At 42.6% G+C, this 3,624-nt stretch carries 3 protein-coding genes; 1 reads left to right on the top strand and 2 read right to left on the bottom strand.

The window, feature by feature from the left end; all coding sequences use genetic code 11:
* Positions 1 to 762: 762 nt before the first annotated feature.
* The gene (gene glmS, locus IM456_RS21355; RefSeq protein ID WP_149988266.1) at positions 763 to 2,664 is read left to right on the top strand and encodes a glutamine--fructose-6-phosphate transaminase (isomerizing); all 1,902 of its coding nucleotides are present in this window, start codon (positions 763 to 765) and stop codon (positions 2,662 to 2,664) included.
* Positions 2,665 to 2,743: 79 nt separating this feature from the next.
* Here the strand turns inward: glmS and IM456_RS21350 are convergent, their stop codons facing one another.
* Positions 2,744 to 2,854 carry a type II toxin-antitoxin system RelE family toxin gene (locus IM456_RS21350; protein ID WP_253881464.1) on the bottom strand — a complete coding sequence of 37 codons (111 nt, stop codon included), beginning with the start codon at positions 2,852 to 2,854 and terminating at the stop codon, positions 2,744 to 2,746.
* A 146-nt stretch (positions 2,855 to 3,000) separates the two neighbouring features.
* Complete coding sequence (locus tag IM456_RS21345) at positions 3,001 to 3,291, bottom strand: hypothetical protein (RefSeq protein WP_253881460.1); 291 nt, start codon at positions 3,289 to 3,291, stop codon at positions 3,001 to 3,003.
* Positions 3,292 to 3,624: the final 333 nt, after the last annotated feature.

Raw genomic sequence — 3,624 nt, 5'->3', positions numbered from 1 at the left:
GATCACCCTAAGTAGGGGGAGAGCCTTCGAGAGCCCCCTTCCTCTTAGGGACTTGCGCTTTGATAATATGCCATCTGGCTGGTCTGATTCTTCTACAGAGCGATTTCCTGGCTGGGATATTATTCCCACGCAAGTCCCTAATCTCAGGATAGACGGTTAAAATGCTTCTTAGCTTAGGCCCGCAAAAATTAAAACTTTTCTGGACTCATGGCAGCAGATTCGGTAACTGAATTACCTTTGATAAGTTTTTTATATCAAACAAGCTTTAATAGTTGAGCATATTTAAATTTACATTTCGCAATATTTATGATTTTTTCATAATTTATTGAAAATAATTCTCATTTGTTTACGAGGTGGCAATACTTCCAGCGATTATGGTATAATTTCGCAGTGTGAAATGATCGGTTTCTCTGTGCTTTTTAGGCTTTTTAGCTGTCTGTTGATCCTGAAAACCCTTGCTAAATCTACACGGGTCTATTCAGCAACAGCAATAACTGGGGATTATACAGCCTTTTTTAAGCCAACCCGTTGATCAATTAATTGTGTAGTTTTGTTGCAAATGGAAAGTTTTTTTGACAAAAAGAACAGAATATGCTGCTGGGTGATCTATATTGCTTTTATTTATTCTCCCCACTCCCCACACCCCACTCTCCTATTAGAGGAAACTTTACCCTTGCCCCTGCGTCTTGAGCCTCTAAGCAAACAAGTGTCACGCTTGCGATAGAATAGATCGGACTTAGCCTAAATGGGGTGAGCGAAAGAATGTGCGGAATTGTTGGCTATATCGGGACCCAAACAGCGATCGATATTCTCCTAGCTGGTTTGGAACGTTTAGAATATCGGGGTTATGATTCGGCAGGGATTGCCACAATTCTCGAAGGTGAATTACATCGAGTCCGCGCCCAGGGAAAACTCTACAATCTGCGGGAAAAATTAGAACAGGAAGTTAATCCCTCCCAAATTGGCATCGGTCACACCCGTTGGGCAACCCACGGCAAACCCGTAGAAAGTAATGCCCATCCCCACACCGATAATAGTCAACGGGTGGCAGTGGTACAGAATGGCATTGTCGAAAATTTTCAGGTATTAAGAACAGAATTAAAGGAGAAAGGCTGTATATTTGACTCGGAAACCGACACAGAAGTTATTCCCCATCTAATCGCCAGTTATCTACCCAAACCTACCGATGAAGAATACTTGGGGGTGAGTCCTTTCCTCAAGGCAGTTTTAAGGGCAATTGAACGTTTAGAGGGTGCTTTTGCCCTAGCGGTGATTAGTCCCGATTATCCCGATGAATTGATTGTCGTGCGGCAACACGCCCCTTTAATCATCGGTTTTGGTCAAGGGGAGTTTTTCTGTGCCTCCGATGTCAGTGCTTTGGTTCCCCATACCCGGGCGGTGCTGTCCTTGGATAATGGCGAAATCGCTCGGTTAACACCCTTGGGAGTGGAAATTTATAATTTTGAGGGGAAAAGAGTCCGTAAAAACCCCAGAGTCCTCGATTGGAGTCCGACGACCGTAGAAAAACAGGGTTATCGTCACTTCATGCTCAAGGAAATCTACGAACAACCCGGAGTGGTGCGCGACTGTTTAGGGACATATCTGCATCCCCATTGGAACGCACAAAATGGGGATAATGTCAACCCGATAAATATTAATTTTTCTGAGGAAATTTACGATAATTTAGAACATATTCAGATTTTAGCCTGTGGAACCAGTTGGCACGCTAGTTTAGTCGGTAAATACTTGATCGAGCAGTTGGCAGGTATTCCGACAAGGGTACAGTACGCCTCGGAATTTCGCTATGCACCCACGCCCCTGATGCCCAATACTTTAACTATCGGGGTGACGCAATCGGGGGAAACAGCCGACACTTTAGCGGCTTTGGAAACGGAAAAACAGCGTCGTTTAGGATTAGAAAAAAAATATCAGGCCCGGATTATCGGTATTACTAATCGCCCCGAAAGTACCCTAGCACAAATGGTCGATCAGATTATTAATACCCAAGCGGGGATCGAGATCGGGGTGGCGGCAACTAAGAGTTTTACCGCCCAGTTATTGGGTTTTTATCTCTTAGCTTTGGATTTATCCTATCGTCGTCAAACTTTGTCTTTAGAGAGAATCGAGCAAATTATTCATGAAATGCGATCGCTGCCAAGGTTGATCGAAACTGTCTTAGAAAAACAGGAAAAAGCGATCGAAGAATTGGCCCATGAATTTAATGACACCCAGGACTTTATTTTCTTGGGACGGGGGATTAATTTCCCCATTGCCTTAGAAGGTGCCTTAAAACTCAAAGAAATCAGTTATATTCATGCGGAAGGCTATCCAGCTGGAGAAATGAAACACGGACCGATTGCGCTTTTAGATGCAAAAGTTCCCGTAGTAGCGATTGCGATGCCGGGGGTAGTTTATGATAAGGTTCTCTCCAATGCACAGGAAGCAAAAGCAAGGGATGCGCGGTTATTGGGAGTAGTTGCCGACAGCGATACGGAAGCCCCCAAAGTCTTTAATGATTTGTTGTATGTGCCGGAAATTGAAGAATTATTATCGCCAATTTTAACAGTAATTCCCCTACAATTGCTCTCCTATCATATCGCTGCCCGTCGCGGCTTAGACGTGGATCAGCCGCGCAATTTAGCCAAAAGTGTCACGGTGGAATAGGGTTCGGTTGGGGGAGATTCAGCTAATCTAAGGATAGACGGTTAAAATGCGTCTTAGCTTACATGGGCATTTTAATTTTTTATTCTTGATAAACATCTTGTCGGTGTCCGATTCTAGTAACCTTTATTATTTTATCATTATCCTCTATTGTGTAAACAATGCGGTAATCACCAACACGAAGCCGATACATTTTATCTTCTCCTTTTAGTTTTACAACACCATGAGGGACGGGGATCTTGCTGTAATTTCTCAAGACTGTCACTCACCCGTTGCCTAATCGAAGAAGGTAATTTTTTAAATTCTTTAGCCGCAGAGGTTTTCAATCGAATTTGATAATTACTCATCGAATGTATTTTCTGTTTCTAATTCTTGTTTTAATTCATCCCAAGAAATTTCTGATTCATTTTCTCGACTACGAGAAACTAAAATATCAGAAAAGTCTTCCCAAAGCTCTCCCCATTCTTCTAAGTCAATGAGAACAGCTTTCTTTTCCCCTTTTTCATTAATCACAAAGTTAATTCCTTTCATAATTGTTCGATAACTCCTAAAATTTAATAAAATTTTTTTATAAAATGGGTAATTATATTTTACACCAAATCCGTTTTGAATAGCGTGATTAACTCCCACGGCTCCGCAGCTCCAGCACTCCCCGATCCGCCATCTTTACTTGCGGATGGTAGCGAATTAACAGATAATAGCATATCTTATTCTTTGTGTGATAACTTGAACTTATATAGGGTCTGCTGAAAAAGTTTATTGGTGGGGTTAGGAGTCGGTCGTCAGGAGTCGGTCGTCAGGAGTCGGGAGGGGAAGTCAGAATAACAGAATGACCTCGCACGTCTGGAAGCGGAACCCTTCGAGATCGAAGAGCGAAAGTGCAAGGGTTTTGAGTCCCTCGGATCGATTTCTCAACGTTTGTTTCTGGCACTTTTTTGGCTAAAAAAGTGCCAAAACCGTTTT

Source organism: Microcystis sp. M079S1 (assembly GCF_020246425.1).
In the GTDB taxonomy this organism is placed as follows: domain Bacteria; phylum Cyanobacteriota; class Cyanobacteriia; order Cyanobacteriales; family Microcystaceae; genus Microcystis; species Microcystis aeruginosa.
This window is presented reverse-complemented; position numbering and strand designations above follow the sequence as displayed.